18 protein-coding genes are annotated in these 22,631 nt (G+C 73.1%); 7 read left to right on the top strand and 11 right to left on the bottom strand.

Annotation, left to right across the window (positions count from 1 at the left end; translation table 11 throughout):
- Positions 1-172: 172 nt before the first annotated feature.
- Together dnaJ and hrcA are read right to left on the bottom strand one after the other, a co-directional pair.
- Complete coding sequence (gene dnaJ / locus ACWCRA_RS31900; RefSeq protein WP_351553782.1) at positions 173-1,309, bottom strand: molecular chaperone DnaJ; 1,137 nt, start codon at positions 1,307-1,309, stop codon at positions 173-175.
- Positions 1,310-2,335 carry a heat-inducible transcriptional repressor HrcA gene (hrcA, locus tag ACWCRA_RS31895; RefSeq protein WP_351553919.1) on the bottom strand — a complete coding sequence of 342 codons (1,026 nt, stop codon included), beginning with the start codon at positions 2,333-2,335 and terminating at the stop codon, positions 1,310-1,312.
- A 217-nt stretch (positions 2,336-2,552) separates the two neighbouring features.
- On the opposite strand from hrcA, the gene ACWCRA_RS31890 reads away from it, so the two are divergent.
- From ACWCRA_RS31890 to ACWCRA_RS31880, 3 genes are all read left to right on the top strand, one after another.
- Positions 2,553-3,287, top strand: a complete 735-nt coding sequence (locus ACWCRA_RS31890) for an MBL fold metallo-hydrolase (RefSeq protein ID WP_351553779.1) — start codon at positions 2,553-2,555, stop codon at positions 3,285-3,287.
- Positions 3,288-3,296: 9 nt separating this feature from the next.
- The gene (locus ACWCRA_RS31885) at positions 3,297-4,097 is read left to right on the top strand and encodes a DUF3097 domain-containing protein (protein WP_351553776.1); all 801 of its coding nucleotides are present in this window, start codon (positions 3,297-3,299) and stop codon (positions 4,095-4,097) included.
- A gap of 327 nt (positions 4,098-4,424) precedes the next feature.
- Positions 4,425-5,465, top strand: a complete 1,041-nt coding sequence (locus tag ACWCRA_RS31880) for a hypothetical protein (RefSeq protein ID WP_451069211.1) — start codon at positions 4,425-4,427, stop codon at positions 5,463-5,465.
- A gap of 126 nt (positions 5,466-5,591) precedes the next feature.
- Here ACWCRA_RS31880 and hemW read toward each other — a convergent pair whose 3' ends face one another.
- The 3 genes from hemW to lepA form a co-directional block, all read right to left on the bottom strand.
- Positions 5,592-6,824 carry a radical SAM family heme chaperone HemW gene (hemW, locus tag ACWCRA_RS31875; RefSeq protein WP_451069210.1) on the bottom strand — a complete coding sequence of 411 codons (1,233 nt, stop codon included), beginning with the start codon at positions 6,822-6,824 and terminating at the stop codon, positions 5,592-5,594.
- Positions 6,825-6,961: 137 nt separating this feature from the next.
- A complete protein-coding gene (locus tag ACWCRA_RS31870) occupies positions 6,962-8,851 on the bottom strand; it encodes an AMP-dependent synthetase/ligase (protein WP_351553767.1) in 1,890 nt (629 codons plus the stop codon).
- 230 nt (positions 8,852-9,081) lie between these two features.
- Positions 9,082-10,950 (bottom strand): translation elongation factor 4, encoded by a 1,869-nt coding sequence (gene lepA, locus ACWCRA_RS31865; protein ID WP_351553764.1) that lies wholly within the window; start codon positions 10,948-10,950, stop codon positions 9,082-9,084.
- 213 nt (positions 10,951-11,163) lie between these two features.
- Here lepA and rpsT point away from each other — a divergent pair, with 213 nt between their 5' ends.
- On the top strand, positions 11,164-11,430 hold the full coding sequence (rpsT, locus tag ACWCRA_RS31860; protein ID WP_351553761.1) for a 30S ribosomal protein S20: 267 nt from the start codon (positions 11,164-11,166) through the stop codon (positions 11,428-11,430).
- 502 nt (positions 11,431-11,932) lie between these two features.
- Here the strand turns inward: rpsT and holA are convergent.
- Positions 11,933-12,922 (bottom strand): DNA polymerase III subunit delta, encoded by a 990-nt coding sequence (gene holA / locus ACWCRA_RS31855; RefSeq protein WP_351553758.1) that lies wholly within the window; start codon positions 12,920-12,922, stop codon positions 11,933-11,935.
- Positions 12,923-12,978: 56 nt separating this feature from the next.
- Here holA and ACWCRA_RS31850 point away from each other — a divergent pair, with 56 nt between their 5' ends.
- Positions 12,979-13,224: a hypothetical protein gene (locus tag ACWCRA_RS31850; RefSeq protein ID WP_351553755.1), complete on the top strand. Its 246-nt coding sequence runs from the start codon at positions 12,979-12,981 to the stop codon at positions 13,222-13,224.
- Positions 13,225-13,237: 13 nt separating this feature from the next.
- Here ACWCRA_RS31850 and ACWCRA_RS31845 read toward each other — a convergent pair whose 3' ends face one another.
- A complete protein-coding gene (locus ACWCRA_RS31845; protein ID WP_451069209.1) occupies positions 13,238-14,440 on the bottom strand; it encodes an erythromycin esterase family protein in 1,203 nt (400 codons plus the stop codon).
- 58 nt (positions 14,441-14,498) lie between these two features.
- Here ACWCRA_RS31845 and ACWCRA_RS31840 point away from each other — a divergent pair, with 58 nt between their 5' ends.
- Positions 14,499-15,233, top strand: coding sequence for a TioE family transcriptional regulator (locus tag ACWCRA_RS31840; RefSeq protein ID WP_451069208.1), 735 nt, complete (start codon positions 14,499-14,501; stop codon positions 15,231-15,233).
- A gap of 102 nt (positions 15,234-15,335) precedes the next feature.
- A complete protein-coding gene (locus ACWCRA_RS31835; protein ID WP_451069207.1) occupies positions 15,336-16,091 on the top strand; it encodes a class I SAM-dependent methyltransferase in 756 nt (251 codons plus the stop codon).
- 4 nt (positions 16,092-16,095) lie between these two features.
- Here ACWCRA_RS31835 and ACWCRA_RS31830 read toward each other — a convergent pair whose 3' ends face one another.
- From ACWCRA_RS31830 to ACWCRA_RS31815, 4 genes are all read right to left on the bottom strand, one after another.
- Positions 16,096-18,891, bottom strand: coding sequence for a ComEC/Rec2 family competence protein (locus ACWCRA_RS31830; protein WP_451069206.1), 2,796 nt, complete (start codon positions 18,889-18,891; stop codon positions 16,096-16,098).
- On the bottom strand, positions 18,888-19,757 hold the full coding sequence (locus ACWCRA_RS31825) for a ComEA family DNA-binding protein (protein ID WP_351553740.1): 870 nt from the start codon (positions 19,755-19,757) through the stop codon (positions 18,888-18,890). The genes ACWCRA_RS31830 and ACWCRA_RS31825 overlap by 4 nt, the downstream gene beginning before the upstream one ends.
- A gap of 892 nt (positions 19,758-20,649) precedes the next feature.
- The gene (locus tag ACWCRA_RS31820) at positions 20,650-21,495 is read right to left on the bottom strand and encodes a DegV family protein (protein WP_351553737.1); all 846 of its coding nucleotides are present in this window, start codon (positions 21,493-21,495) and stop codon (positions 20,650-20,652) included.
- A gap of 109 nt (positions 21,496-21,604) precedes the next feature.
- Positions 21,605-22,375 carry a hypothetical protein gene (locus ACWCRA_RS31815; protein WP_351553734.1) on the bottom strand — a complete coding sequence of 257 codons (771 nt, stop codon included), beginning with the start codon at positions 22,373-22,375 and terminating at the stop codon, positions 21,605-21,607.
- Positions 22,376-22,631: the final 256 nt, after the last annotated feature.

The following is a 22,631-nucleotide window of genomic DNA, read 5'->3' as shown; positions in this document are numbered from 1 at the left end:
GCCACCCGGCCACCCAGGCATCGCCCGCCGCAGCTCCGGCACCGGCCCCCGGACGAGCCGGACCGGCTCGGACACCCTCCCCGGGCAGGCACCCGGCAGCCGAAATCACCCGGACCAGCAGCCGGGCGGACGGCCCGGGAAGCACCCGGACCACCCGAGCCGCCGGCAGGCACTACCGGCCGTTGAAAGCGTCCTTCAGGCGCGAGAACAACCCCTGCTGCCCGGGCTGGAACTGCCCGAGAGGCCGCTCCTCGCCCCGCAGCTTCGCCAGCTCCCGCAGCAGCCTCTCCTGCTCCGCGTCCAGCTTCTGCGGGGTCATCACCTCGACGTGCACGATCAGGTCGCCGCGCCCGCCGCCCCGCAGATGGGTGATGCCCCGGCCGTGCAGCGGAATCGACTGGCCGGACTGGGTACCCGGCCGGATGTCGACCTCCTCCACGCCGTCGAGCGTCTCCAGCGGCACCTTGGTGCCGAGCGCGCCCGCCGTCATGGGGACCGTCACGGTCACATGGAGATCGTCCCCGCGCCGCTGGAACACCGGGTGGGGCAGCTCGTGGATCTCGACGTAGAGATCGCCGGCGGGTCCGCCACCGGGCCCCACCTCCCCCTCGCCCGCGAGCTGGATGCGGGTGCCGTTGTCGACACCGGCGGGGATCTTCACGGTCAGGGTCCGGCGGGACCGCACCCGGCCGTCGCCCGCGCACTCCGGGCACGGGGTCGGGACGACGGTCCCGAAGCCCTGGCACTGGGGGCACGGCCGCGAGGTCATGACCTGGCCGAGGAAGGACCGGGTCACCTGCGAGACCTCACCGCGGCCCCGGCACATGTCACAGGTCTGCGCCGAGGTGCCCGGCGCCGCTCCCTCACCGCTGCAGGTCGTACAGACCGTGGCGGTGTCGACCTGGATCTCCTTCGTGGTGCCGAAGGCGGCCTCACTCAGATCGATCTCCAGGCGGATCATCGCGTCCTGGCCGCGCCGCGTCCGCGAGCGGGGCCCGCGCTGCGACGCCGTCCCGAAGAACGCGTCCATGATGTCCGAGAAGTTGCCGAAGCCACCGGCGCCGAAGCCTCCCGCGCCCGCGCCTCCGGCCTGCGACAGCGGATCGCCGCCGAGGTCGTAGACCTGCTTCTTCTGCGGGTCCGAGAGCACCTCGTAAGCGGCGTTGATCTCCTTGAACCGCTCCTGGGTCTTCGGATCGGGGTTGACATCCGGATGCAGCTCGCGGGCGAGCCGACGGAATGCCTTCTTGATCTCGTCCTGCGATGCGTCGCGGCGCACGCCGAGTACGGCGTAGTAGTCCGTGGCCACTTACGACTCCGCCAGGATCTGTCCGACGTAACGTGCCACTGCGCGTACCGCTCCCATCGTTCCGGGGTAGTCCATGCGGGTCGGTCCGACCACGCCGAGTTTGGCGACTGCCTCGTCGCCCGAACCGTAGCCGACGGCGACCACGGACGTTGAGTTGAGCCCTTCATGGGCGTTCTCATGACCGATGCGGACAGTCATGCCCATTCCGCCCGACTCCTTCGCCTCACCGAGCAGCTTGAGGAGCACCACATGCTCCTCCAGCGCCTCCAGCACCGGCCGGATGGTGAGCGGGAAGTCGTGTCCGAAGCGGGTGAGGTTGGCGGTGCCGCCGATCACCAGCCGCTCCTCGGTCTCCTCCACCAGCGTCTCCAGCAGAGTGGAGAGCACCGTGGAGACCACGCCCCGGTCCTCCGGGTCGAAGGACTCGGGAAGGTCCTGGACCAGCTGCGGCACATCGGCGAAACGGCGGCCGACGACCCGGCTGTTGAGCCGGGCCCGCAGATCGGCGAGCGGGACCTCCCCGAAGGGCGAGGGACAGTCGATCATGCGCTGCTCGACCCGTCCGGTGTCCGTGATCAGGACGAGCATCAGCCGCGCGGGCGCGAGGGAGAGCAGCTCGACATGGCGGACGGTGGAGCGGGTGAGCGAGGGGTACTGGACGACGGCGACCTGGCGGGTCAGCTGCGCCAGCAGCCGTACCGTGCGGCCGACGACGTCGTCGAGGTCGACGGCGCCGTCCAGAAAGCTCTGGATGGCGCGCCGCTCGGCCGACGACAGGGGCTTGACCCCGGCCAGCCGGTCCACGAAGAGCCGGTAGCCCTTGTCCGTGGGAATGCGTCCGGCGCTGGTGTGGGGCTGGGCGATGAAGCCCTCCTCCTCCAGCACGGCCATGTCGTTGCGGACCGTCGCCGGGGAGACCCCGAGGCGGTGGCGCTCCGTGAGCGCCTTGGAGCCGACGGGCTCCTCGGTGCCGACATAGTCCTGGACGATGGCGCGCAACACTTCGAGTCTGCGTTCGCTGAGCATCGCGCACACCTCCAGCGGTGTTCCCTCGGTGGTTCTTCGGTCGTCCACGGTCGTCTTCGGTCGTCTTCGGTCACTGCTCAGTCACTGACTGGCACTCATGAGGCACGAGTGCCAGCTCCGCCCCGAGCCAGTGTACGGCCGTGGGGTACGCCCCTAGCAAGGGCGACCGACCACGGTACCGCGCACTCGCGCTGGTCGTTGCCAGTAGCGTCGCGGTATGGACGTCAGTTGGGAAGAGCACGGGTGGGAGCGGTTGGACGGCCGGGTGGGCCGGCGCCGGCTCCCCGGATGGGACGCGACCGTCGGTCTGATCGCCGGCCCGGAGGGCGTACTGCTGTACGACACGGGCTCCACGGTGCGCGAGGGGGCGGAGATCCGGCTCCAGGCGCGGACGCTGCTGCCGGGCCGCCGCGTGACGCATGTCGCACTGAGCCATCCGCATTTCGACCATGTGATGGGCACCTCGGCCTTCGCGGGTGTGGAGGTGTACGGAGCCGGGGGCGTCGACACGCTCCTGCGGCGGGAGCGCGAGGTGCTGTGCGCGGACGCGGTACGCCATGGGGTCGCCCCGGACGCGGCGGCGGACGCGGCCGATCTGCTGGTGGTGCCGGGCCGGACGGTCGCCGGGGAGCTGGCGCTCGACCTGGGCGGCGGGCTGCGGGTGCTGCTGGTGAACGCGGGGCCCGGGCACACCGGCCACGACCTGGCCGCCCTGGTCCCGGGGCCGGCGGGGGCGCCGCCGGTGGTCTTCTGCGGTGACCTGGTGGAGGAGTCGGGCGAGCCGCAGGCGGGACCGGACGCGGTGGCGGCCGGGTGGCCGGCGGCGCTGGACCGGCTGCTGGCGCTCGGCGGCCCGGACGCGGTGTACGTACCGGGGCACGGCGCGGTGGTGGACGCCGCGTTCGTGCGTGCCCAGCGCGATGCGCTGGCGGAGCGGTTCGCGGTGTCGTAGCGTCGCCGGATGCGCAGCTACAGCCCCGATCTGACCCCGCCCTGGAAGAAGCCGGCCCCCGTCGCGGAGGTGCCCGCCGACCCCGATCTGGTGGTGGAGGAGGTCACCACGGGGTTCTGCGGGGCCGTGGTGGGCTGCGAGGCGGGGACGGTGACCCTGGAGGACCGTTTCGGCAAGCACCGGGTCTTCCCGCTGGCCCCGCGCGGGTTTCTGCTGGAGGGCAGGGTGGTGACGCTGGTCCGCCCCGCCCGGGGGCCCGTCGCGGCGACGCGCACGGCCTCGGGGTCGGTCGCCGTCCCGGGCGCGCGGGCGCGGGTGGCGCGGGCGGGCCGGATCTATGTCGAGGGCCGGCACGACGCGGAGCTGGTGGAGCGGGTCTGGGGCGACGATCTGCGGATCGAGGGAGTGGTGGTGGAGTATCTGGAGGGCGTCGACGACCTCCCCGCCATCGTCCGGGAGTTCGACCCGGGGCCGGACGCCCGGCTGGGGGTGCTGGTGGACCATCTGGTCCCCGGCTCGAAGGAGTCGCGGATCGCCTCGGCGGTGACCGGTGACCATGTGCTGGTGACGGGACATCCGTTCATCGACATCTGGGAGGCGGTGAAGCCGTCATCGGTGGGCATCGCCGCCTGGCCCCGGGTGCCGCGCGGGCAGGACTGGAAGACCGGGGTGTGCCGGGCGCTGGGGTGGCCGGAGAACACCGGGGCGGCCTGGCAGCACATCCTGGCGCGGGTGGGCTCGTACCGCGATCTGGAACCGGCGCTGCTGGGGCGGGTGGAGGAGCTGATCGACTTCGTCACCGCGGAGTGAGGGCCGCCGCGTCCCCGATCGCCTGCGCCTGCGCCTGCGTCCGCGCCTGCGTCCGCGCCTTCCCGGCCGGCCGGCCGGGTCCGCCACGGGCTCGGGCGCCCGCAATCCACGGGTTGCGGACTGAATATGTGAAGAAGTCTCCTTTCAGTCAGTAATACGACTTTGAGCCGTTCATCACTCCTGTCGTGTAGGAGCGGCCGACCATGGACAACTCCTCACTGCGACAGCGCGCGCACCCTCCGTAGCACCCCGCTGGCAATTCCGTGGTCCGGCCGCCGCCCCCGCCCCCGCTCCTGCACCCTGAACCGCAGACTGAGGAGGACAGCCATGGCATTCGACCCCGGCCTCGCGAGCATCCGCGCCGCCCGCAACGCGGACGGCCGTCTCGAAGTGTTCGCCACCGGTTCGGACAGCGCCCTGTGGCACATCTGGCAGACCGCGCCCGGCGGCGCCTGGACCGGCGACTGGGTCAGCCGGGACGGCACGCTGACCACCGCCCCCACGGTCTTCCGCAACGCGGACGGGCGCCTGGAGGTCTTCGCGGGCGGCGCCGACGGACGCGTCTGGCACACCTGGCAGACCTCCCCCAACGGGAGCTGGGCCAAGGAGTGGCGGCACCTGCGCGACCAGCGGATGCTCGGCCGGCACCTCGCCGTGTTCCAGAACGCCGACGGGCGGCTCGAAGTCTTCGTCCGGGGCGCGGACAACGCGCTCTGGCACATCTGGCAGACCGCTCCCAGCGGCACCTGGCACGACCGCTGGGTCTCCCGGGGCGGGGTGCTGCGCGGCTGTCCGGCCGTCTTCCAGAACGAGGACGGCCGGCTGGAGGTCTTCGTGCGCGGCAGCGACGACGCCCTGTGGCACACCTGGCAGACCTCCCCCAACGGGGAGTGGTATCCCACCTGGTCGTCGCTCGGCGGCGATCTGCGGGCCGACCCGGCGGTGTTCCCGAACAAGGACGGCAGGCTGGAGGTCTTCGCGAAGGCCCCGGACAACACCCTGCGCCATATCTGGCAGTCCGAGCCCAATGGCGCCTGGCACCCGGTGTGGGCCAATCGCGGCGGCCCGCGCATCGGGGTGCCCGCCGTCTTCCAGGAGGCCGACGGGCGTCTCGTCCTCTTCGCCCGGGGCTCCGACCTGGGCGGCTGGCGGGCTGAGCAGCAGGTGGCGAACGGAACCTGGGGCGACTGGCAGTCCCAGGGCGGGCTGCTCGCGACCGATCCCGTGGTGGGCCGCCACGCCGACGGCCGGCTGGAGTCGCTCCATCTGAGCTTCGACAACGCGCTGTGGCACAAATGGCAGACATCCGCCAACAACGGGTGGACCGCCAGTTGGGCGACCCGGGGCGGGAGCCTCTCGGCGCTCTGACACCGCCCGCGCCCGGCCGCCCCGCCCCGGCCCAGCCCGGCGCGGGCGGGCGCGGGCGGGCGCGGGCGGGCGCGGGCGGGCGGCAGGAGCACGTGGGCAGGCGGGGAGGCGGGCAGGCGGGCTGCCTCAGTCCACCAGGTCGCGCACCACCGCGTCCGCGAGCAGCCGGCCCCGCAGGGTCAGGACCCCGCGCCCCGCTCCGTACGCCTCCCGGTCCAGCAGTCCGCCGTCCAGGGCACGGCGGGACGCCGCGAGCCCGGCGGTACGCAGCAGCGAGAGCGGCACGCCCTCGCGGAGCCGCAGCTCCAGCAGAATCCGCTCCACCCGCCGGTCCTCGTCCGGCAGCAGCTCACGGCCCGCGCCGGGCGAGCGGCCCTGTGCCAGCGCCGCCGCGTAGGCGCCGGGGTGCTTCACATTCCACCAGCGCACCCCGCCGACATGGCTGTGGGCGCCGGGGCCCGCGCCCCACCAGTCCGCGCCGCGCCAGTACAGCTCGTTGTGGAGACAGCGCCCGGCGTCCGACGTGGCCCAGTTGGAGACCTCGTACCAGTCGTACCCCGCGTCCGCGAGGACGGAGTCCGCGATCAGATAGCGGTCGGCGTGCACATCGTCGTCCGTCATCGGCACCTCGCCCCGTCTGATCCGGCGGGCCAGCTGGGTGCCCTCCTCGACGATCAGGGCGTACGCCGAGATGTGGTCGGGCCCGGCGCCCACGGCGGCGGCGAGCGTGGCGCGCCAGTCGTCGTCGCTCTCACCCGGGGTGCCGTAGATCAGATCGAGGTTCACATGGCCGAAACCGGCCGCCCGCGCCTCGGCGACACAGGCCTCGGGCCTGCCGGGCGTATGGGTGCGGTCGAGCACCTTCAGCACGTGCTGCCGGGCGCTCTGCATCCCGAAGGAGATCCGGTTGAAGCCCCCGGCGCGCAGCTCGGCCAGATACTCGGGACCCACCGACTCCGGATTGGCCTCGGTGGTGATCTCCGCGCCGTCCGCGAGCCCGAACTCCTCCCGTACGGCGTCGAGCATCGCGACCAGGTCGGCGGCGGCCAGCAGCGTGGGCGTACCGCCGCCGATGAACACCGTCTCGGCCCGGCGCGGGTCGTCGCCGAGGACCTTGCGGGCGAGCCGGACCTCGTCGGCGAGGGTCGCGGCGTAATTGTCCCGGGAGGCCAGCACACCGCCCGTGCCGCGCAGCTCGGTGGCGGTGTAGGTGTTGAAGTCGCAGTACCCGCAGCGCGTGGCGCAGTACGGGACGTGCAGATAGAAGGCGAGCGGCCGGTCGCCGGCCCCGGCGAGGGCGGACGCGGGGAGCGACCCGTCCTCGGGCACGGGCTCGCCGTCGGGCAGTACGGAAGGCATGTCCTCCATTGTCCGTCACCCGGCCGCCTCACCTCGCCCGCGCCCGTTCCGGCACCGGGCACAGTGAGCGGTGCCGTGCCCGGTGACGGGCGGCCCCGGGGTTCCCCGGGGAGCTGTGGGAAGGGTCCGCCGCGGGGTCACGCCTCCCGGGAGCCCTCGTACATCTCCTCGATGAGGTGCTTGAACTCACGCTCGACGACCGGGCGCTTCAGCTTGAGGCTCGGGGTGAGATCGCCGTGCTCGACATCGAGGTCGCGGGGCAGCAGCCGGAACTTCTTGATCGTCTGCCAGCGCTGGAGGCCGCCGTTGAGCCGGTCCACATATCCCTGGACCAGCTCCCGGGTGGCGGGGGCCGCGACCACGTCGGCGTAGGACCGGCCGGCCAGGCCGTGCTCCTTCGCCCAGTTCAGGAGGGTCGGCTCGTCGAGCGAGATCAGCGCGGTACAGAAATTGCGGGCCGCGCCCACCACGACGATGTTGGAGACGAACGGGCAGATCGCCTTGAACTGGATCTCCACCTCGGTGGGCGCGATGTACTTTCCGCCGGAGGTCTTGATCAGGTCCTTCTTGCGGTCGGTGATCCGCAGATAGCCGTCCGGGGAGAGTTCGCCGATGTCCCCGGTGTGCAGCCAGCCGTCGGGTTCGAGGACCTCCGCCGTCTTCTCGGGCAGCCCGTGGTACCCCTCCATGATCCCGGGGCCGCGGAGCATCACCTCGCCGTCCTCCGCGATCCGCACCTCGGTGCCGGGCAGCGGCTTGCCGACCGTGCCCGTGCGGTACGCCTCGCCCGGGTTGACGAAGGAGGCGGCGCTGGACTCGGTGAGTCCGTACCCCTCCAGGACATGGATTCCGGCGCCGGCGAAGAAGTAGCCGATCTCCGGCGAGAGCGCGGCGGAACCGGAGACGGCGGCGCGCAGCCGCCCGCCGAAGGCGTCCCTGAGCTTGGCGTACACCAGCGCGTCGGCGACCTTGTGCTTGGTGGTCAGGACGAAGGGCGCGGAGGCGGTCCCGGTGCGGCGGAAGTTGTCCTGGCTGATCCTCGCGTACTCCCGGGCCACTCCGGCCGCCCACTGGAAGATCTTGTACTTGGCGGGCCCGCCGGCCCGGGCCTTGGCCGCGACGCCGTTGTAGACCTTCTCGAAGATCCGGGGCACGGAGGCCATATAGGTCGGCTGGACCACCGGGAGATTCTCGATGATCTTGTCGATCCGGCCGTCGACGGCGGTGACATGGCCCAGCTCGATCTGCCCCGAGGTCAGCACCTTGCCGAAGACATGGGCGAGCGGCAGCCAGAGGTACTGCACATCGTCCTTGGTGACCAGGCCGGTCGCGGCGATCGCCTTCGCCATGTACGACCAGTTGTCGTGGGGCAGCCGGACGCCCTTGGGCCGTCCGGTGGTGCCGGAGGTGTAGATCAGGGTGGCCAGCTGGTCGGCGGTGATCGCCGCGATCCGCTCGGCGACGGCGTCCGGGGTCTGCTTCAGCAGGGCCTTGCCACGGGTCTCCAGCTCCGCGAGGGAGAGCACCCAGCCCTCGGGGTCGCCCGGTTCCGCTTCCACACCGGCGGGGTCGATGACGACGACATGCCGCAGCTCGGGCAGGTCCGCGCGCCGCTCGCGGGCCTTGGCGAGCTGGGTCGCGTCCTCCGCGATCAGGATGCGGCTCCCGGAGTCGGCGAGGATGTACGCCGACTCCTCGGCGTTGGTCGACGGATAGACGGTCGTGGTGGCGCCGCCGCCGCACATGACCCCCAGGTCGGCGAGAATCCACTCCACCCGGGTGGCGGACAGCAGCGCGACCCGGTCCTCGGGCGCCAGCCCGAGGCCGATCAGGCCGGCGGCGATGGCGTCGACCCGTTCGGCGGCCTCGCCCCAGCTCAGCGACTTCCACTCGTCGGGGCCCCGGCCGGAGGCGGACGGCACCGGGTAGCGGTACGCCTCGGCGTCCGGGGTGGCCGCGACACGCTCGGTGAAGAGGGTCGCGACCGACGGCGGCCGGTTCTCGATCAGGGTCTGTGTGTCGCTCACGACATCCTCCGGGCCTGCGGCAGCACTGCACGACGGGCTGGTTCTTTAACTGGCGAGTAACCATCGAGCCGTGATCAGACTAGAGGCCACTCTGCCAGTGCGTAAGGGGATACGGGCTGCCGCTTCATAACGAAGGACGGCGCCCCCCGGCCGCTCGCGGATACGGGGAAGCGCCCGCCGAAAGCTCCGGCGGGCGCTTCCCCGTCTGTGCGCGCACGGGCGCGGGCCGGCTACTTCTTGCCCTTGCCGCTGCTCTCGTCGCTGGAGAGGACGGCGATGAAGGCGTCCTGGGGAACCTCCACACTGCCGACCATCTTCATCCGCTTCTTGCCTTCCTTCTGCTTCTCCAGCAGCTTCCGCTTACGGGAGATGTCACCGCCGTAGCACTTGGCGAGGACGTCCTTGCGGATGGCGCGGATGGTCTCGCGGGCGATGACCCGGGAGCCGATCGCGGCCTGGATCGGCACCTCGAACGCCTGGCGCGGGATCAGCTCGCGCAGCTTCGCCACCAGCCGCACGCCGTACGCGTACGCCGCGTCCTTGTGGGTGATCGCGGAGAAGGCGTCGACCTTGTCGCCGTGGAGCAGGATGTCCACCTTGACCAGGCTGGACGACTGCTCGCCCGTGGGCTCGTAGTCGAGGGAGGCATAGCCGCGGGTCTTGGACTTCAGCTGGTCGAAGAAGTCGAAGACGATCTCGGCGAGGGGCAGGGTGTAGCGGATCTCCACCCGGTCCTCGGAGAGGTAGTCCATGCCCAGGAGGGTGCCGCGGCGGGTCTGGCACAGCTCCATGATCGCGCCGATGAACTCGCTGGGCGCGAGGATGGTGGCCCGCACCACCGGCTCGTACACCTCCGAGATCTTGCCCTCGGGGAACTCGCTCGGGTTGGTGACCGTGTGCTCGGCGCCGTCCTCCATGAGGACGCGGTAGACCACGTTCGGCGCGGTGGCGATCAGGTCGAGGCCGAACTCGCGCTCCAGGCGCTCCCGGATGACATCCAGGTGCAGCAGGCCGAGGAAGCCGACGCGGAAGCCGAAGCCGAGGGCCGCGGAGGTCTCCGGCTCGTACACCAGGGCGGCGTCGTTGAGCTGGAGCTTGTCGAGGGCGTCGCGCAGCTCGGGGTAGTCCGAGCCGTCCAGCGGGTAGAGGCCGGAGAACACCATCGGCTTGGGGTCCTTGTAGCCGCCCAGGGCCTCGGTGGCGCCCTTGTGCTGCTGGGTGATGGTGTCGCCGACCTTGGACTGGCGGACGTCCTTCACACCGGTGATCAGATAGCCGACCTCGCCGACGCCCAGACCGTCGGCCGGGAGCATCTCGGGCGAGTTGGTGCCGATCTCCAGCAGCTCGTGGGTGGCGCCGGTGGACATCATCCGGATGCGCTCGCGCTTGCCCAGCTTGCCGTCGATGACCCGGACATAGGTGACGACGCCCCGGTAGGAGTCATAGACCGAGTCGAAGATCATCGCGCGGGCGGGCGCGTCGGCGACGCCGACCGGGGCGGGGACCTCGCGCACCACCCGGTCGAGCAGCGCCTCCACACCGACGCCCGTCTTCGCGGAGACCCTCAGCACATCGTCCGGGTCGCAGCCGACGAGGTTGGCCAGCTCCTCGGCGAACTTCTCCGGCTGGGCGGCCGGGAGGTCGATCTTGTTGAGGACCGGGACGATGGCGAGGTTGTTCTCCATCGCCAGATAGAGGTTGGCCAGGGTCTGCGCCTCGATGCCCTGGGCCGCGTCCACCAGCAGGATCGTGCCCTCGCAGGCGGCGAGCGAGCGGGACACCTCGTAGGTGAAGTCCACATGGCCCGGGGTGTCGATCATGTTCAGGATGTGGGTCCTGCCCTGGCCTTCGCCCTCACTGGGCGCCCAGGGCAGCCGGACCGCCTGGGACTTGATCGTGATGCCGCGCTCGCGCTCGATGTCCATCCGGTCGAGATACTGAGCACGCATCTGCCGCTGGTCGACCACACCGGTCAGCTGAAGCATCCGGTCGGCGAGCGTGGACTTGCCGTGGTCGATGTGCGCGATGATGCAGAAATTGCGGATCAGCGCCGGGTCTGTACGGCTCGGCTCGGGCACGTTGGAAGGAGTCGCGGGCACGCAGGGTCCTGATTCTTGAGACGCGGGGCGTCTCGTCTCGGGCGATGTCGGATCGATACGTAGCCCCCATCGTCCCACGGGTGAGGGACTGCGACCGGTTTGGGCCGCCGGGAGAGCTGCTGGTAGCCTGGCTAGCTGTGTCTCTTCCCATGGTGCAGACCATGGGACACGAGGCGCTCATCGAAGATCAATCGAACCTGAGAAGGCTCTTTCGTGGCGAACATCAAGTCCCAGATCAAGCGGAACAAGACGAACGAGAAGGCGCGCCTGCGCAACAAGGCCGTCAAGTCGTCGCTGAAGACCGCTGTCCGCAAGGCCCGTGAGGCCGCCGCTTCGGGCGACGTCGAGAAGGCCACCGCGGCCACTCGCGAGGCCGCTCGCAAGCTCGACAAGGCTGTCTCGAAGGGTGTCATCCACAAGAACGCCGCCGCCAACAAGAAGTCGGCGCTGGCTGCCAAGGTTGCCTCCCTCCAGGGCTGAGCCCACTCGCTGTAACCCGGGGGCGACCCCGGACCGGCGGCACTCCCTGAGGGTGCCCCGCCGGAAGACTTGATCGCCGGACGGACCCGAGCGGGCCCTCTCTCTCCGCTCCCCGCCCCGGCACCCCTCAGGACTCGCACTTGGACCTGCGTTCGCCACGCGGGTGCGAGTCCGAACCGCAGGACCTCGCCAGGGCCCCGGACCCCTCTCGCTCCTTCCCCAGGACAGAGGCTCCCCCGGGGCCTTCGGCATGCCCACCCCAGAAGACGGCCCCACCCCGGCCGAACCGACGATCGGCGCACACCTCAGCCCCGCCGGCGATTGAGGCACGGGAAGCGCAATTCAGCCCCGCCGGCCATCGAGGTACGGGAAGCCCAATCAGCCCCGCCGGCGATTGAGGCGCGGGGGTTCGGGGGCAGAGCCCCCGACCGAAGCCCCCCGGGGCGGAGGCCCAAGCACCAGGGACCTCCCCCGAACCCCGGGCTCAAACTCGGACTCAACCTCAGCGCCGCGAACGCGCAGCCCTCGCCACAGTCACCACAGCCTTCTCCAGGGCATACTCCGCATCATCCCCACCCCCCTTCACCCCCGCATCCGCCTCCGCCACCGCCCGCAGCGCCACCCCCACCCCGTCCGGTGTCCACCCCCGCATCTGCTGCCGCACCCGGTCGATCTTCCAGGGCGGCATGCCCAGCTCACGGGCCAGATCCGCCGGTCTGCCGCCGCCCCTGGCCGAGGAGAGCTTCCCGATCGCCCGCACCCCCTGCGCCAGCGCACTGGTGATCAGCACTGGCGCGACCCCGGTCGACAGCGACCAGCGCAGCGCCTCCAGCGCCTCCGCCGCCCGGCCCTCCACCGCCCGGTCGGCGACGGTGAAGCTGGAAGCCTCCGCACGGCCCGTGTAGTACCGCCCCACGACGGCCTCGTCGATCGTGCCCTCGACATCCGCGGCGAGCTGGGACACCGCGCTGGCCAGCTCCCGCAGATCGCTGCCGATGGAGTCCACCAGCGCCTGGCACGCCTCCGGTGTCGCGGACCGGCCCAGCGCCCGGAACTCCGAGCGCACGAACGTGAGCCGCTCGGCGGGCTTGGTGGTCTTGGGGCAGGCGATCTCACGGGCCCCGGCCTTGCGGGCCGCGTCCACCAGCCCCTTGCCCTTCGCGCCCCCGGGGTGGAGCAGGACGAGGGTGATCTCCTCCACCGGCGCGGTGAGATACCCCTTGATGTCCTTGATCGTGTCGGCGGAGAGATCCTGCGCGTTCCGCACGATGACGACCTTGCGCTCGGCGAAGAGCGAGGGGCTCGTCAGCTCGGCGAGGGTGCCCGGCTGGAGCTGGTCGGCGGTGAGGTCGCGCACATCCGTGTCGGCGTCGGCGGCGCGGGCCGCCGCCACCACCTGCTGCACCGCGCGGTCGAGAAGGAGATCCTCCTGCCCCACGGCGAGGGTGACGGGGGCGAGCGGATCGTCGGTGGAATTCTTCCTGGTGGCCATCGCGTCCAGCATCCCATGGGCCACCGACACCCGGTCCGGTGCCGGAGAATGAACGGGTGAGCGATGGACGACATGTACTGGTGCTGCCCGACCGCGACGCAGCCGAGGAGGTGGCGGGGGAGCTGGCGGACCGCTTCGGCGTGGCCGAGGAACCCCAGCTCGTACGGGACGCGCTGGCCGGCGAGGACGACGCCGAGGACGCCCAGTGGCTGGTCGTGGTGGAGGACCCGGGCGCCCGGCTGGACCCGGCGGGCCTGGACGCCTTCGCCGCCGAGTACGAGGGGTGGCTGGAGGCCCCCTGACGGCGGGCCGGGCTCAGCTCCGCGCGACGTCCCTGAGGAAGACGAGCCCGTCGATCTCCGCCAGGTGCGCCGGGTCGAGCCCGAAGTAGCCGAACCAGGGGGAGTCGCGGGGCGCGGGCGGGGTGTCGCGGAGGGCGGCGGCCAGCCGGGGCGCGTCGACGAGACAGCGGTCCTCCGGGAGCGCGTACAGCAGCCCTTCGACGGAGTCCGGCGGCGGCGCGCCCACCCCCCGGTGCCGGATCGTGCCGAGGGCCGTGGCCACGAAGGCGTACTCCTCACCGAGGCGGGCGCTCACCAGCGCGCCGGCGCCCCACCACTCCAGCGGCGCCCCGCCCATCCGCATCGAGCTCCTGGTCCGCTGGAGATGGGTGTTGTGGGCGTGGACCAGCGCCGGTCCCCCTTCCGCGACGGCGAGGAGGTTGTGGGCCATCATCCGGTCCCGGACGCCCACCAGCCGCGTCATGCGCGCCGGTGAGGTGTCGGCCATCCAGTGGTGGTAGCGGAGCAGGCCGGTGGCGGTGCGCCCGTACAGGCGCGCCCGGTCCCAGTCGTCCCGCGAGGTCGCCGCGATGAGGTCCGGCGTCCGTTCGTCGAGCAGCGACACCAGATCGTCGGCGATCAGCCGCAGCCGGCCCGCTTCGGGCGACCGTCCCACGGAGCGGGACGGGTCCGTCATCGCGGCGGGCTCGGTCCACCGGTCGTCGGCGCCGAGCAGCCGGTCGAGTGTCTCCGCCGTGCAGGGGAGCAGATCCGCGTCCACCAGGGCCGCGAGGCGGTGGTGGAGTGCGGTGAGGGCCTGCCGGGGGCTCTCGGCGCCGGTGATCTCCAGCGGGCCGTCGAAGCCGGCGAAGCGGAGCCGCTCGGAGGCGGGCCGGCCGTCGTTGTACGCCCTCATCCACCGCACGAGTGCGCGGTTGGCGGCGGACGCCCCGAGCCCATGGCTGAACCCGTGCTCCATGGCCTCGTCGAGGGTGCCCGTGCCCGTGGTGACGTAGTCGTCCACCACCAGGCCCGCCAGACAGCCGCTCTCGATCGCGATCGCGCGGTAGCCCTCCTCCGCGACGAGCTGCCGGAAGATCTCGTTGCGCAGATCGAGCAGGGTGTCCTCGCCATGGGTGGGCTCGCCCAGGGCGAGCAGCCTCGGCCGGGCGGGCAGCAGCCCCCTGAGGGAGGCGGCGTCGACGGTGTGGAGGGTTTCCCGGATGCCAGTAGCCATGACCTCAACGGTATCGTTGAAGACTCGGTTGAGACTTTTTCGCGATAATCTCGGAGCTGTGGGAAGAAACCCTCAAAGCACTGGTCACCTCAGGCCGATTGATCTGGCGCGCCGCCACGGACTGTCCACGCAGGCCGTGCGGAACTACGAGGAGGCAGGCATCCTCCCGGCCGCCGACCGCACACCCCACGGCTACCGCGTCTACACCCCGGCGCACACACGGGCTCTGGCGGCGTTTCTCGCCCTGCTGCCCGGCCACGGCCATCCGACGGCGGCATCGGTCATGCGGGCCGTGAACCGGGGCGCGACCGATGAGGCGCTCCGCCTCATCGACGAGAGCCATGCCCAGCTCCTCGACGACCGGCGCACCCTCCGGGCCGTGGAGAGCGCCCTCCGCGATCTGGAGTCCGCCGCGCCGTCCGAGCCCGACGCGGCGCTCCCGGGGCCCGGCGGCACCTTCATCGGGCCGCTGGCGGAGGGACTCGGCATCCGGCCGGCGACCCTGCGCGCCTGGGAGCGCTCCGGGCTGGTGCACCCGCGCCGCGACCCGCTGACCGGGTACCGCGTCTACGACGAGGCCGCTGTACGGGACGCCCGGCTGACCCACCAGCTCAGACGGGGCGGCTATCCGCTGGAGCGGATCGCCCCGCTGATCACCCAGGTGCGGACCGCCGGCGGACTGGAGCCTCTGGAGTCGGCCCTGCGCGACTGGCACGGCAGGCTCTCCGCCCGCGGGCGCGCGATGCTGACCGGAGCCGCCGAGCTGGACGCGTACCTCCGCGAGCTGCCCTGACCCCGTGCGCGAGGCCCGGGCCCGCCCTCGGGGCCGGAGCGTCAACGCCCTTATCACGCGGCCCCCTTGGCTCCATCCCCTCCCATCTGCTGGGCTGGGCCCATGGACGCCGCCGCAGGCCGCACACCGGCCGTCTACGACCGCATCGGAACCGGCTACAGCGACATCCGGGTCCCCGACCCCCGTCTGCACGCCCTGATCAGCCGGGCCCTGGAGGGCGCCCGCACCATCGTGAACGTCGGCGCCGGGGCCGGCTCCTACGAACCCGAGCACGCCAAGATCACCGCGGTCGACCCCTCCCAGGTCATGCTGGACCAGCACCCTGCGGCCGGAAAGGTGCGGGCCGGCGCGGAGGCGCTCCCGTTCCCCGACGGGTCCTTCGACGCGGCGATGGCCGTCCTGACCGTCCAGCACTGGCCCGATCCGCACCGGGGCCTCGGCGAGCTGCGCCGGGTCGCCCGCAGACAGGTGGTCTTCACCTGGGACCCGGGCCATCCCCAGGAGCTGTGGCTGATCGAGGAGTACCTCCCGGAGATCCGTGACATGGACCACGCCCGCTTCACGCCCGTGGCCGAGGTCGCCGACGCGCTCGGAGCGCACACGGTGCTGCCCTTCCCCATCCCCCGCGACTTCACCGACGGCTTCCAGAGCGCCCACTGGCAGCGGCCCGAGCGCTATCTCGACCCGGCCGTCCGACAGGCCAGCTCCACCTTCGCCCAACTGCCGCCCTCCGTCGTGGAACCGGCGATCGAACGGCTCCGCGCCGACCTCGACTCCGGCCTCTGGCACCGCCGCCACGCCGATCTCCTCGACCGGGAGAGCATGGACTACGGCTACCGCCTGGTGATCGCGGGCTAGGTCGTCACTTTCGGATCGTGCCGGGCTCGCGAGCCCTGGCACCGCGCCCCGCCGCGATGTCGTCAGTCGCCGACCCTCCGCGTGGACTCCCTCCTCTGCCCTGCGATCCACGGCACCGCGTCCCGCTCGCCGATCCGGCCCGGTCCGAAAGAAGCTCCCCGGGCGGACCACGGGGACCGCCGCGGGCGCCCGAGGCCCGAGGGCACCCGGCCCGCCCGCCTCCCGCCCGGGCGCCCCGCCGGCCGCGCCCGGTGACCACGGCCCCCCGGCGCAGGCCCGCCCGCAGGGAGCGGCCGGCGCCGGTCACGGCGATCGGCCCGTCCCGGTCGGTGCGGAGCACCACCGCTCCCCCGGCTCCGAGCGCGCCCACGGTGTGCGGGGACGGATGGCCGTACGGGTTGTCCCGGCCCGTGGAGATCAGTGCCAGTCGCGGGCGCGCGGCGGCCAGCAGAGCCGGGTGCTGATGCGCCGACCCGTGGTGGGCGACCTTGAGGACATCCACCGGCGGCAGTTCCGGATGGGCCAGCAGCAGCCCGCGCTGGGCCGGTGGTTCGAGGTCGCCGAGCAGCAGGAGGACCGGCCCCGCCTCCACCCGCACCAGCAGGGTGACGCTGGCGTCGTTGGGTTCCGTCGGCGGGACCGCGGCGGCCGCCCGGCCCGGGGCGCGGTCCGGGGCGCGGTCCGGCCAGAGCACCTGCCACGACAGCCGTCCGAGCCGGCGCCGCTCCCCCGGGGCCGCGCGCACCAGCGGCACCCCGGCTTCCGCCGCCGCCGCGCGGACGAACGCGCTCTGCGCCCTCGGCTCGTCGAGCGTCGTGGTCTGCACCGCCCCCACGGTCCGGCCCCGCAGCACCCCGGACAGGCCCCCGATGTGGTCGGTGTGGAAGTGGGTGAGGACGATCAGCGGGATACGCGTGACGCCCAGCTCCCTCAGACAGCGGTCGGCCAGATCCGGGTCGGGTCCCACATCCACGACCACCGCCGCGCCGGTGCCGTCGCCCGCCGCGAGGACCGTGGCATCTCCCTGTCCGACATCGCACATGGCGAACGACCAGCCCGGTGGCGGCCAGCCCGTGACGACGCGGGTGAGCGGCGCGGGGCGCAGCACGGCCAGCAGGAGCAGCAGCGCACAGGCCGAGGCCGCCCAGGGGCGGCGCCACAGCCGGCGGGCGATGAGCACCGCGAGCGCGGTGGCGGCGGCGAGCAGCACTCCGCCGCGCCAGCCGCCCGGCCAGTCCACCCACGCCCCCGGCAGCGAGGCCCCGGCACGGGCGACGGCGGCGATCCACCCGGCCGGCCATCCCGCGACGCCGGCGAGCACCTCGGCCGCGGGCATCGCGACCGGGGCGGTGGCGAGCGCGGCGAAACCGAGGACGGTGGCCAGGGCGACGGCCGGCTCGGCGATCAGATTGCAGGGGATCGCCACCAGGCTGACGCGGGTGGCCAGGACGACGACCACGGGCGCGCAGACGGCCTGCGCGGCCCCGGCCGCCGCCAGCGCCTCCGCGAGCCTCGGCGGCACCCCGCGCCGCCGCAGCGCCGCGCTCCAGCCGGGGGCGATGGTCAGCAGCGCGCCGGTGGCGAGGACGGAGAGCACGAAGCCGGGGCTGCGGGCGAGGCCGGGGTCGTGGAGGACCAGCAGCAGAACGGCGGCGGCGAGCGCGGGGAGGAGGGATCTGCGCCGGCCGGTGCCGATGGCGAGCAGGGTGATCGCACCGCACGCCGCCGCCCTGAGCACGCTCGGCTCCGGTCGGCACACGACCACGAAGGCGAGGATCAGCCCGCCGCCGAGGAGCGCCGTCCCTCTCAGGGTGATGCCCAGCCGGGGTGCGAGACCGCCGCGCTCGGCGAGCAGGGCCCGGCCCGGGGGTCCCACCAGCAGGATGAGCACCACGCCCAGGTTGCTCCCGGAGACCGCGAGGAGATGGGTGAGGTCCGTGGCCTCGAAGGCTTCCTGGAGGTCCGGGGTGACCCGGGAGGTGTCCCCGACGGTCAGCCCGGGGAGGAGGGCGCGGGCGTCCCGGGGCAGGCCGTCGGACGCCGTGCGCAGCCCCGCCCGGAGGGCTCCCGCGGTGCGCTGCACCGCGCTGGGGCTCTCGATGACCTCCGGCCCGCCGCCCCGCACCCGCAGCACCGCCCCGTACCGGTCGGCGCCGTGCAGCGGTGGCGCGAGGCCGCCCGTCAGCCGGAGCCCGGTGGAGGGCAGCAGCGACTGCCAGCGGGCGAGTACGGGCCGGGGGAGCCCCGGCCGCACCACCACCAGCAGGGGTGTCCTGACGGCGGTGGCCTCCCGGCCCGCTCCGGAGACCTCGGTCGCCTCCGCGTCGAACACCAGGGCCCGTCCCGCCCGCGGACCGCCTTCCGGCCGGGGCCGGGTGAGCCTGGGGTCGGAGGAGACCCGCAGCTCCACGGTGGCGTGGGCGTACCGTTCGGCCAGCGCGGGCAGCGGGCCGCGCCGCAGATCCGCGCTCCACAGCCCGGCGGTCACCGCGCCCGCCGCCGCGCACAGCAGCAGCGCCGCGCAGGCGGTGGCGGTGGCGGTGATCCGGTCCCGGCCGCCCGCACGGGCCGCCCGGCGTGCGCCGGGCCTCAGGACCGAGACGAGGAGCAGCGCCGCGAGAGCCGCGCAGAGGGCCGCGCCGAGCGCCGTCCACCGGCCCGGGGCGCCCACGGCAAGCGCGGAGGCCGCCCAGGCCGCCAGGGCCGGAAAGACCAGCCGCAGATCGGCCGGGCCCTCCTGGCGGGGGTTGGCCGCGCCCAGCCGGTGGCCCGACGCGGTGTGCACGGCCCGGCGGGTCACGGCCGCACCAGCGGCTGGAGGTCGGCGAACCGGCGGTCCCCGATCCCTCTGACCTCGCGGAGCTGCTCGACGGAGCGGAAGCCGCCCTGCTGGGTGCGGTGGTCGATGATGTGGCGGGCGAGGACGGGGCCGACCCCGGGGAGGGTTTCGAGCTGGTCGGCGGTGGCCGCGTTGAGGCTCAGCGGCCCGGTGGACGGGACCGTGGCGGGCCCGGGGGGTGCTGTGTCTGCCCCGGGGGCGCTCGGGGGTGCGGGGGCGCCCACCACCACCTGCTCGCCGTCGATCAGCACCCGGGCCCGGTTGAGGCCAGTGAGATCGGCGCCCGTTCTGACGCCTCCGGCGGCGCGCAGGGCATCGGCGACCCGGGAGCCATTCGGCAGTCTCAGCACGCCGGGCCGCCGCACCTTGCCGCTGACGTCCACGACGACCCGCCCGCTCCCCCGGCGGGCGGCCTCAGGGGCGCGCTCGGGTGCCGCGACCCCCGGCCGGACCACCTCGGGGGCGCGCACGCTCTCCGGGTTCCCCGTCCAGAAGTGCTGGACGGCGAGGAGGGCGGCGGCCACCAGGACGACGGCCAGCGCGGCGAGGGTTCTCGGTTCGAGCCCGCAGCGGAGCCGCACCCAGACCGGCAGCCGCTCCCGCACGGCGAACACGGCCCGCTGCCGGAGGGGGTGGTCCGTGCCGGGAGGCGGGTCGGGGGCCGGGGCGGTGGGCGGTACCTCGCCCCGCCGGCGCGCCGTGGTGCCCCTGCCGGGGCCCGGGCCCGGACCGTGCCGGACGCGGGTACGGAGACGGGGGTGGGCGCGGCTGTCGGATGCCGGGGGGCGGCCGGGGCCGCTGGTCGCGGGGTGCGGGTGAGGGGTCATGAGGAGGACGGTAGGAGGGGTTGGGCGGGGCTCGCCGGGAGGGGGGAATTCCGGTGGAGAACCCGCCACTTGTGGATATCCCCATCCCCCAGCCGGGTGACGATCCCCTACCTGGTTGACACCCCCGAGTCAATCCCAGCCCCCCCCCGCCACTCGGGGATACCCACCGGGCCAACCCGACCCGTCCGCCCTCTTGAGGCCACACCTCGCACCTGACGGGCGACCCGAACACATCAAGCCCGCCCGGCGCTTGAGGCTGGCCCCTGTGCCTGACGGGTGACCCGCATCCCGCGGGCCCGGGTCGGGGGCCAGCCCCCGAACCCCCGCTCCTCAATCGCCGGAGGGGCTGAGTGGGTGCGGCTCAACCACCAGTGAGGCTGGGATGGTGCGGCTCAAACGCCGGAGAGGTTGGAGTGGTCCGCCTCAGTCGCCGGAGGGGCTAGGTCGTCTCTTTCGGATCGTGCCGGGCTCGCGAGCCCGGCACCGCGCCTCGCGAGCCCGGCACCGCGCCTCGCCGCGTTGTCGTCAGTCGCCGACCCTCCGCGTGGGCTCCCTCCTCCGCCTCGCGATCCACGGCACCGGACCCCGCTCACCGATCCGGCCCGATCCGAAAGAAACTCCCCAGGGGGCGCGGCTCAATCGCCGTGGCTGGTGTTGTGCCTGAGCTTGTCCGGCAGGGCTGAGCAATCCCAGCCCGTCCGGGAGCACCTCCCAGAAGCCGCTCCAGGGGAGCTTGAGGACAGCCCCCGCACCACAGGGAGCCCGAGCAATCCCAGCCCGTCCGGCGCCACCTCCCAGAGGCAGCTCCGGGGGAGCCTGAGGACCGCCCCCGCACCACAGGACCCCGCACCCCGCGGGCCCGTCGGAGCCCCCCGCCGCCCCGAACTCCCCCTCAGCGGGGCGAGATCACCGTCCCCAGGAGGCCCGGGCCCGTATGCGCACCGATCACCGCCCCCACCTCGCTCACATGCAGCTCCACCACCCCCGGCACCCGTTCCCGCAGCCGGTCCGCCAGGGCCGAGGCGCGTTCGGGGGCGGCGAGGTGGTGGACCGCGATGTCGACGCCGCTCATGCCCGCCCGCTCGACGGCGATCTCCTCCAGGCGGGCGATGGCGCGGGCGGCCGTGCGGACCTTCTCCAGCAACTCGATCCGTCCGCCCTCCAGTTGCAGCAGCGGCTTCACGGCCAGCGCGGACCCCAGGAGCGCCTGCGCGGCGCCGATCCGGCCGCCGCGCCGGAGGTAGTCGAGGGTGTCGACGTAGAAGTAGGCGGAGGTGCCCGCCGCGCGCTTCTCCGCGGCGGCGACCGCCTCGTCGAGAGTGCCGCCGGACTCCACGGTCTCCGCCGCCGCGAGGGCGCAGAAACCGAGGGCCATCGCGACCATCCCGGTGTCCACCACCCGTACCGGAACCGGGGCTTCCCTGGCGGCCAGCACCGCCGCGTCATAGGTGCCGGAGATCTCGGCCGACAGATGGAGGGAGACGATCGCGGTCGCGCCGGCCCGGGCACGCGCCCGGTAGGTCTCGGCGAAGGTCTCGGGGCTCGGCCGCGATGTGGTGACCGGGCGCCGCTTCTGAAGGGCCTGGGCCAGCGAGCGGGCCGAGATCTCGGTGCCCTCCTCAAGCGCCTCGTCCCCGAGGACGACGGTCAGGGGCACCGCCACGATGCCATGGCGCTCCATCGCCGGCGGCGGCAGGTAGGCCGTTGAATCGGTGACGATCGCGACATGGCGGGACATGAGCGGGAGGTTACCGGTCACGGCCACCGGACGGCAGCCCGGACCTCTGCCTCAGGGAACTCGGCCGCACGCTCGGCTGCCTCACAGTCGCTCGGGGGGAGGATCGGGGTCAGTTCGTGGTCTCGGGGCGGGTGGTCTTCTCCCACGGGTACGCGGTCTGCTGCCGGGGGTCACGCGCGGTGATCGCCTGCGGCTGCTGGGCCGGTGCGCCCGGGGCCGACGCCTCGCCGGACTCCGGCCGGTCGGTGTCGGGCCAGCTCCGCGAGGGTCCCGCCGGGCCGCCGGACGCGCTCTGCGACCGGGTGTCCCGGGGCGCCTCCGCCTCCGGCTCCGACCAGTGCCGCAGCGCTCCCGCCTCCATGTCGATCTGGGTGCTGAGGCTGTCCAGATCGTCGTCGGCGAACCTGCGGGCCCGGTCCCGGGCGGCCCAGCGCAGGGACTCCGCCGAGTGCGTGATCCGCTCGGTGCGCTCGCGCAGCTCGGGCAGCCGGGCGGAGACCGTGGCCCGGTCGGGCTCGCGCTCCAGGCGCTTCAGCTCGTCGTCGAGTTCATGGCCGTGGGCGCTGAGGCGCTCGAAGAGGGCGATCGTCTCGGACAGGGAGGCGTCCTCGGCGACCCCGGCCTGGAGCGCGTCCTGGGTGGCGCGCATGGAGGTGCGCAGCGACAGCCGCAACTGGGCCAGATCGGCGGCGACCCCGCTCTGGCCGAAGGTCTTGGCCCGCAGGGTGGTGTCCTCGACCGTGCGCCGGGCCTGGGTGACGGACTGCTTGGTGCGCTCGACCCCGCGTTTGGCCGCGCCGACCGCCTTGACCGTGACAAATGCTCCCAACGCCACAAAGGCGACCAGAAGCAGTGCCAGTATCGCGATCACGACTTCCATGTCCGCCCCTTCGGCGTCGAGCGCTGTGCGCCGGCTGCGCACGTCGACTGTGTTCCCCTCCACCGTAAACGGAACAGGCAGGCCAAGGGTTCCCCATGCCCCCCCAACCTGCCCGTAGGGGAAACCCCGAACCAGGGGGCCGGGGCCTCGGGGTGGCCCCGCAACGGCCAGCTCACGGTCTGCGGCACCAAGCTCTGTAATCAGTACGGCAAACCCATCCAGCTGCGGGGCATGTCCACCCACGGCCTCCAGTGGT

This window comes from Streptomyces sp. NPDC001889 (assembly GCF_053594535.1).
Note: the sequence above shows the minus strand (reverse complement) of the source record. Positions and strands in the feature narration are given on the sequence as shown.

What these genes read in the sequence shown, in the direction of transcription:
- hrcA (WP_351553919.1), bottom strand. Translation starts at nt 2,335, where the DNA reads ATGCTCAGCGAACGCAGACTCGAAGTGTTGCGCGCCATCGTCCAGGAC.
- ACWCRA_RS31890 (WP_351553779.1), top strand. Translation starts at nt 2,553, where the DNA reads ATGGACGTCAGTTGGGAAGAGCACGGGTGGGAGCGGTTGGACGGCCGG.
- ACWCRA_RS31885 (WP_351553776.1), top strand. Translation starts at nt 3,297, where the DNA reads ATGCGCAGCTACAGCCCCGATCTGACCCCGCCCTGGAAGAAGCCGGCC.
- ACWCRA_RS31880 (WP_451069211.1), top strand. Translation starts at nt 4,425, where the DNA reads ATGGCATTCGACCCCGGCCTCGCGAGCATCCGCGCCGCCCGCAACGCG.
- hemW (WP_451069210.1), bottom strand. Translation starts at nt 6,824, where the DNA reads ATGCCTTCCGTACTGCCCGACGGCGAGCCCGTGCCCGAGGACGGGTCG.
- holA (WP_351553758.1), bottom strand. Translation starts at nt 12,922, where the DNA reads ATGGCCACCAGGAAGAATTCCACCGACGATCCGCTCGCCCCCGTCACC.
- ACWCRA_RS31845 (WP_451069209.1), bottom strand. Translation starts at nt 14,440, where the DNA reads ATGGCTACTGGCATCCGGGAAACCCTCCACACCGTCGACGCCGCCTCC.
- ACWCRA_RS31835 (WP_451069207.1), top strand. Translation starts at nt 15,336, where the DNA reads ATGGACGCCGCCGCAGGCCGCACACCGGCCGTCTACGACCGCATCGGA.
- ACWCRA_RS31825 (WP_351553740.1), bottom strand. Translation starts at nt 19,757, where the DNA reads ATGACCCCTCACCCGCACCCCGCGACCAGCGGCCCCGGCCGCCCCCCG.
- ACWCRA_RS31820 (WP_351553737.1), bottom strand. Translation starts at nt 21,495, where the DNA reads ATGTCCCGCCATGTCGCGATCGTCACCGATTCAACGGCCTACCTGCCG.
- ACWCRA_RS31815 (WP_351553734.1), bottom strand. Translation starts at nt 22,375, where the DNA reads ATGGAAGTCGTGATCGCGATACTGGCACTGCTTCTGGTCGCCTTTGTG.